The sequence below is a fragment of the Aliishimia ponticola genome (assembly GCF_004803475.1).
In the GTDB taxonomy this organism is placed as follows: domain Bacteria; phylum Pseudomonadota; class Alphaproteobacteria; order Rhodobacterales; family Rhodobacteraceae; genus Aliishimia; species Aliishimia ponticola.
In genome coordinates, this window is the sequence record NZ_SRKY01000003.1 from 656,334 (window position 1) to 663,259 (window position 6,926).

The window sequence follows — 6,926 nt, forward strand, 5'->3', positions numbered from 1 at the left end:
TCATTTTCAATCATTCCGCACCGCAGCATGATTGTTTATGACTGAAAATGATTGACTTGCCCGCCGCCTGCCGTCACGTTGATTTCGAATAGTTAGTCCTAACCCGCCGTCCACGGAGACACACATGACATCTTCCAAGAATAGCCAACATCTTGAAAACAAATGGGATGCCGCCCACGCCAGCAAGATGAGCGAGCCGGAGAAACTGCTGTACCGTTCAAATTTGCTGGGGTCTGACAAGAGAATCACCAATTACGGCGGCGGCAATACCTCTGCGAAGGTGATGCAAGATGATCCGCTGACGGGTAATGCGACTGAGGTGCTGTGGGTCAAAGGATCGGGCGGGGACGTGGGTTCGATCAAAATGGACGGGTTCTCGACACTTTACATGGACAAGCTGAACGCGCTCAGAGGGCTGTATCGCGGGGTCGAGTTCGAGGACGAGATGGTCGCGTATTTGCCCCACTGCACTTTCAACCTGAACCCGCGTGCGGCGTCAATTGATACGCCGCTTCACGCATATGTGCCCGCAAAACACGTGGATCACATGCACCCCGATGCGATCATCGCGATTGCGGCAGCCAAAGACAGTAAAGCACTGACGCAACAAATCTTCGGTGACAGCATCGGCTGGCTGCCCTGGAAGAAACCAGGCTACGAATTGGGCCTTTGGCTGTCCGACTTCTGTGAAAAGAACCCAGAGGCCAAAGGCGTCGTCCTTGAAAGCCATGGGTTGTTCACCTGGGCGGATGACGCAAAGGACTGCTATGAGCTGACGCTGGACGTCATTCAGACAGCGATGGATTGGTTCGCCAAGAAAACCGCTGGCAAGGATGCGTTCGGCGGGGCGGTTCACTCCAGCCTCGATGCGGATTCACGCCGCGCGACCGCCGCGCGCCTGATGCCTGCCATCCGTGGATATGTGTCTGGCCAACAGCATATGGTCGGCCATTTCACCGACAGCGATGCGGTGCTGGAATTCGTCAACGCCAAGGACATGGAGCGGCTTGCCGCCTTGGGCACATCCTGCCCCGATCACTTCCTGCGTACGAAGATCTGCCCATTGGTGGTCGATTTTGATCCTGCAAAGCCGAACGTAGATGCCACTATCGCTGGCCTAGATGAGGCTATCGCTGAATATCGCGTCGCCTATCAGGCCTATTATGATCGCTGCAAACACGACGACAGCCCTGCCATCCGCGACCCCAACGCGGTGGTTTACCTGATCCCGGGCGTTGGCATGATCACCTTTGCCAAAGACAAGGCGACAGCCCGCATTTCAGGCGAATTCTACGTCAACGCTATCAACGTGATGCGCGGTGCGGACGCGGTGTCTGAATATCAGGGCCTGCCCGAACAAGAAGCCTTCGACATCGAATACTGGCTTCTGGAAGAGGCCAAACTGCAACGCATGCCCGCGCCGAAATCGATGGCTGGGCGCGTGGCCTTGGTCACTGGCGGCGCGGGTGGAATTGGGGCCGCCACGGCAGACCGTTATTTGCGCGAGGGCGCCTGCGTCATGCTGGCCGACATTGATGATGCAGCCCTTGCTGAAACCCTCGAAGGTCTCAGCACGAAATACTCCGCAGACGTTGTGCGCACCGTGAACATGAACGTCACCGATGAGTCCGCTGTCGCATCTGCCTACAGTGAAATCGCCGCAGAGTTTGGCGGCGTGGACATCCTTGTCTCCAACGCAGGTATCGCAAGTTCGGCACCCATTGAAGACACCAGTCTTGATCTGTGGAACAAGAACATGTCGATCCTGTCCACCGGCTATTTCCTTGTGAGCCGCGAGGCCTTCAAGCTGTTCAAGGTTCAAGACATGGGCGGCGCGGTGGTCTTCGTCGCCTCCAAGAACGGCCTCGCGGCCTCGCCCAACGCCTCTGCCTATTGCACGGCGAAAGCCTCTGAAATTCACCTCGCCCGTTGTCTGGCTCTTGAGGGCGCTCCGATGGGCGTGCGTGTGAACGTTGTGAACCCTGATGCGGTGTTGAAGGGGTCCAAGATCTGGCAGGGCGAGTGGCTTGACCAGAGGGCCGGCACCTACGGCACTGACAAGGACGGGTTGGAGGAAATGTATCGCGATCGCTCAATGTTGAAACGCTCCGTTCTGCCTGAAGACATCGCGGAGGCGGCCTATTTCCTTGCGTCCGACCTGTCGGCCAAATCCACGGGCAACATCATCAACGTTGACGCCGGCAATAAAGAAGCGTTCACGCGCTAAGCGTCCGAGGGGGGACACAACATGAGCTATGACAGCGCGAAAGCCGCCTTTGCAGATTTGGGCGTAGATACCGAAGCAGCACTAAACCGGCTGGCTGACATCCCGATCTCTATGCACTGCTGGCAAGGGGACGACGTCGTCGGGTTCGAGCAAAAAACCGGTAGTTCCGGCGGCGGCATTCAAGCCACGGGCAACCACCCAGGCCGCGCCCGCACTCCCGACGAGCTTCGCGCGGACCTAGAGTTTTCCTATTCGATGATTCCCGGCAAGCACCGGCTCAACCTGCATGCTTGTTACCTTGATACCGACCAGAACCCTGACAGGGACGAGATTGAATTCAGCCATTTCGCCCCTTGGGTCGATTGGGCGAAAGATCAGGGCCTTGGCCTCGATTTCAATCCGACCTTCTTTGCCCATGCCAAGGCCGACGACAATCTGACACTCAGCCATCCAGATCAGGGCATTCGCGATTTCTGGATCGAACACGGCAAACGCTCACGCGATATCGCGGCGCAAATGGGGGCCGCGCTTGGCACCCCATGTGTCAACAACATCTGGGTGCCCGACGGCTACAAAGACACGCCCGTAGACCGCATGGCGCCACGCCAACGGCTGGAAAATTCGCTCGACGCGATGATGGCCACCCCGCAGGATAAGGCGCAAGTGCTCGATGCTGTCGAAAGCAAGCTGTTCGGCATCGGCGTTGAAGCCTGCACTGTCGGCAGCCACGAATTCTACATGGGCTATGCGATCCGCAAGGGCACCTTGCTGTGCCTCGACATGGGGCATTTCCACCCGACCGAAAACGTCGCCGACAAACTCAGCTCGGTTGCCTTGTCGGTCGACGAAATCCTGCTCCATGTCAGCCGCCCAATGCGATGGGACAGCGACCATGTGATCTTGCTGGATGACGCGATCCTTCAGATGGCGCAAGAACTGGTGAGCGCGGACCTGCTGGGGCGAACCCATATCGGGCTTGATTTCTTTGATGCCACGATCAGCCGCACGGCGGCATGGGTCATCGGCACACGTAACATGCAAAAGGCACTGCTGCGTGCGCTGCTGGCCCCTTGGGGTGGGCTTAAGTCAGCGGAAAACAACCTCGACTACACGTCCCGCCTGGTTGTTACCGAAGAGATCAAGGACTTGCCATACGCAACAGTCTGGGCGGAGTTCTGCGACCGGATGGGCGTCGCTTCCGGCCAAGCTCTTGTCTCGGACCTTCACCGATACCAAGCCAGCGTCGCTGGCCGCGGTTGAGCATGCTGCCCTGCAGAGCTACCGCCAAATCCGAACAGCACTAAACGAATGATCGGTTTGGCGATTTAAGCTGTAAAGCAGCGCTCAGGGCGCTGCACCAGCAAGCACTTGTTGCGTCAACAATGGCTGCAGTTGCACAGGTCAGCTTTGTTCGCGTCCTGATCCTTGAGTGTGTCGTTTCCGCTGCGGTCTGCATGAATGGCCGGTCTTCCTGCTGCGCGGCGGCACGCTATTTCTCGCTCATGCAGAATTTCCTGCGCTGCGAGCGCACGCAGCAGGAAAACCGAATTTACAGAATGGGCTCATTCATGCTGTTCGCCGCGCCCGCGCACCAAACCGAGACTGAAACCTGAGGTCAAGGTCGGCTGAGTGGACGGAGCTGCCTTTCGAAGAATCCGATACCGGCTTCTAAATTCTAATCTTGAGAGAGCGAGAGAACCATTGGAAATTGTAGGACGAGCAAACGAGCCGTGGGATGCATTGTTTATTTTCCACTTTCTTTCAGCTGAGACGGACGAAGCAATTGCTGAGCGGCTCCAAAAATTAGTCGCGCGTGAAGCCGCCACAGGCCTTGATTTCAATGCCGTGGTGACAGCAGGCAAGACAAAGGCGCCGTGTAGGATACTGGGCCGTTTTCTTGAACATAATGAATGCCATGCGCTTCTCTCCGCTTGGAACGATCCTGACGGAAGACTTCCATTTATGTGCTACACACCCAACCATGGGATCGCGACTGTCAGGAATGGGCGCTTGGACTGGTGGGCACTCATTTGCTTCCAATGTGCCAATGCTCACTGGTCGGGTCCACTCGCAATTGGAAGCGGCGGCCGTCTACTGGAACCGAAGAGCGCATTGCAAAAGCACTTGATAGATCTTTTGCCTGAACGCCCGTTCCCCATACGCTAAGGAAGGGCCGTCCTAAACAGGTTGGGGTGCTTGAGCGCAATGGATGCTGCGCAACGTTTAACGGCGTCAGAGAGCCCTCTTCGACCGACGCGGCACTTCACATGAGTTACTGCTTTGGTAAGGTAAAACCAACATAGGCCAAGAAAAACCGGCACTGAAATAAGGATGATGTCACCGCAGATGATGCGCGTCAGCGCGCCTTCCTCCAAGCACCGTCATCCCGAAAAGCGAGAACAACCGGAGAAGCCCGCTCGCGGGGAGGGGCACAGCCGCAACTTCAATTTCCTCCGGGATCAAAATTGGCTGAACATCTATAAAAAAGCCTGCAAACTGCGTGCCTTGCACGAGGTCGGAGTTGAAAATTGTCGCCACCTGCGTCGCGTTCAAAGTGGTTTTGCTATTCGGGGACACTGACATCAGGTTATCGACGCCGAAGTCCGTCCGAAAAAACGGAGGTTGCGGGGCGCCTTCATGCTCAAGCCCGAGCAGGAGCCCGATTTCGCGGGCAATCACTTCGACCTGCAAAGGACCGGGGGCCTTGGTCACTGCAAAGCTGATTCCGGTGCCGATCCCTTCCGCGATACCGGATGCAAACTGACCAAATACCCGGATTGACTCCACCCAGAAAAGATTAACCATCGGTTCTGCCGCACCTAAAGCAAAAAGATCGAAGAGATTGCCGACTTCCCCCACGTTCTGCGTGTCCGAAAAAGGGTTAGCCACAAGATCGAGCCTGACATCCAATAAGTCGGGTCGTGCAAGTGACTTGCCCGGCAGCAGTCGAATATCTATGACGGATTGACCGTAACTTGCCTGACCGAATATTGCGTCCAAAGCCGCCTCGTCAATCGTTGTTGCACGCGCCTCGACCGCGAGGAACAGACAAGCGATTGAAAACCAGCACTTCATCTCTTAGCCCTTTTCCTCAGCGTCCGAAGGCCGACCAACCCGATAGCCAGAAACCAGGCATTTGCAGGCAACGGGACCGGTGAGGGTGTGTCGGCATGGGAATACCGGTTGTTGGCGATCCGGGGTTCATCGATGTCGATGAAATATCCATCGGGCAGATTGAAGACATCGCCTTCGAGCGCGAATGAAACACTGTTGCCACCATTGGCAAATCCAACCGCTTCTAGCCCGGCAAGAAGCCCAGACGCGCTGCTTGCTAGACCAAAAGAAATTGATCCCGTTTCGCCTGGCCGTAGCAACACCTTTGGTGTCGTGATTGAGCCGGATAAAGAGTCGAACTCTGAGTCTCCCACATTTGCGGAGACGCTGATGCGTTCTTCGAACGTATATGACAGGGCGCCATCGGAAATCGCGCCAAAGGCGCGAAGGCTGGCCGACGTCCGCTGACCCCCGTTCAGAAGCGAACCCTGATCATTGAACAGCGCTGTGCTTGTCGCTGAAACGCTTCCCGTCGCGTGCAAGTTTATGGAGATGGGAACAGGTGCGACGCCGATAAAGTCGGAGCGAAGAGTAAACTGGTATGTGACCGAAGCGGAGGCGGTTGCACGCCCTTTATTTTGCTGTTGAACATTGTCGAACCCGGGGTTTGCAACCAGGGCTTGTGCCTGTACCGTTCCAGCGTTCGCGCTTGCAATTGCGGATGCACCACACGCACCTGCTGGTCCGGTTCCCGCGTTGGCATTCAACGAAAGACCAGTGGTCGAAAGGGTGACCGTCTCAGAGTCAGGAGGTTCTACACCACAAGAGGCGACCACGCTGACATTATGCAATGTTGCTGCAGCACCTGCCGACGCCAAGGAAACTGCAAAACCGGCTATCAGACAGAAAAAACATGTTCGCACGACAGAACCCTTACGTTTGCGCCGATGTTTTCGTAATTGCCAAATCGCAAGGGGAAAGGCGAACCTTTTTGCTTCCCAGCAATAAAGACACCGAAAACTCGATACGGTTGACTTTCAATCTTACCTGCTTGCCGCCTCACAGTTCATGAACGGACAAGCCCACCCCCAATTGTGTGCCGAGCTGCATTGCCCTATTCAATCCCCTTAAAGGGTAGGGTTTGATTGATGACAGAACCGCTCAATGCGCGCGCCATGCAACCGGGTGACGGTAGGGCCGTTGTCGCATTATGGAAACGATACCTGCCAGACACCGAGGACTGGGAGACGTGGCTGCCTGATCTTCTGGATCGACTCGTGTGCGATGGCGCGGTTCTTGGGGGCGTGGTCTTTACCGAAGGACAGACACCACGCTGCTTGGCGGCAGGCATCACCTGTTTCTTGCACGAAAGCGTTGCCGAAGATTTCGTCGCGCGACCCAAGCCGTATTTGAACCGCAGGTTGCTGACCCGGTTTCGTGATGGCGACAGGTCCGTTTTCCTGTTTCCGCAGGAACAGGCACCGCGAAACGCCGGGGCCGGGCTGGAAATGTTTGTTCTTGAATACTGCCAGGAGACATTCGATTTCGAGAGCTCCCTGGCTCATCAGATTTTGAACGCGATCATTCCAGTCTATATAGCGGCGCATACCGGATTTAATGTCAAACGCTGCCTGCATGAAACCGA

At 56.2% G+C, this 6,926-nt stretch carries 6 protein-coding genes; 3 read left to right on the top strand and 3 right to left on the bottom strand.

Going from position 1 to position 6,926, the window contains the following annotated elements; translation table 11 throughout:
- Nucleotides 1-124: 124 nt before the first annotated feature.
- From E4Z66_RS14360 to E4Z66_RS14370, 3 genes are all read left to right on the top strand, one after another.
- Nucleotides 125-2,227: a bifunctional rhamnulose-1-phosphate aldolase/short-chain dehydrogenase gene (locus tag E4Z66_RS14360; RefSeq protein ID WP_136463695.1), complete on the top strand. Its 2,103-nt coding sequence runs from the start codon at nucleotides 125-127 to the stop codon at nucleotides 2,225-2,227.
- A gap of 21 nt (nucleotides 2,228-2,248) precedes the next feature.
- Nucleotides 2,249-3,487, top strand: coding sequence for an L-rhamnose isomerase (locus tag E4Z66_RS14365; protein ID WP_136463696.1), 1,239 nt, complete (start codon nucleotides 2,249-2,251; stop codon nucleotides 3,485-3,487).
- Nucleotides 3,488-3,609: 122 nt separating this feature from the next.
- Nucleotides 3,610-3,840, top strand: coding sequence for a hypothetical protein (locus E4Z66_RS14370; protein WP_136463697.1), 231 nt, complete (start codon nucleotides 3,610-3,612; stop codon nucleotides 3,838-3,840).
- Nucleotides 3,841-4,564: 724 nt separating this feature from the next.
- Here the strand turns inward: E4Z66_RS14370 and E4Z66_RS14375 are convergent.
- From E4Z66_RS14375 to E4Z66_RS14385, 3 genes are all read right to left on the bottom strand, one after another.
- Nucleotides 4,565-5,302 (bottom strand): hypothetical protein, encoded by a 738-nt coding sequence (locus E4Z66_RS14375; RefSeq protein WP_136463698.1) that lies wholly within the window; start codon nucleotides 5,300-5,302, stop codon nucleotides 4,565-4,567.
- Nucleotides 5,299-6,204: a hypothetical protein gene (locus tag E4Z66_RS14380; protein ID WP_136463699.1), complete on the bottom strand. Its 906-nt coding sequence runs from the start codon at nucleotides 6,202-6,204 to the stop codon at nucleotides 5,299-5,301. Before E4Z66_RS14380 ends, E4Z66_RS14375 begins: the two co-directional genes overlap by 4 nt.
- Before the next feature lie 285 nt (nucleotides 6,205-6,489).
- The coding region (locus E4Z66_RS14385; RefSeq protein ID WP_211097157.1) for a hypothetical protein at nucleotides 6,490-6,926 on the bottom strand (437 nt) is incomplete at its 5' end.

Coding starts and splice junctions, on each gene's coding strand:
- E4Z66_RS14360 (WP_136463695.1), top strand. CDS start 125: ATGACATCTTCCAAGAATAGCCAACATCTTGAAAACAAATGGGATGCC.
- E4Z66_RS14365 (WP_136463696.1), top strand. CDS start 2,249: ATGAGCTATGACAGCGCGAAAGCCGCCTTTGCAGATTTGGGCGTAGAT.
- E4Z66_RS14370 (WP_136463697.1), top strand. CDS start 3,610: ATGGCTGCAGTTGCACAGGTCAGCTTTGTTCGCGTCCTGATCCTTGAG.
- E4Z66_RS14375 (WP_136463698.1), bottom strand. CDS start 5,302: ATGAAGTGCTGGTTTTCAATCGCTTGTCTGTTCCTCGCGGTCGAGGCG.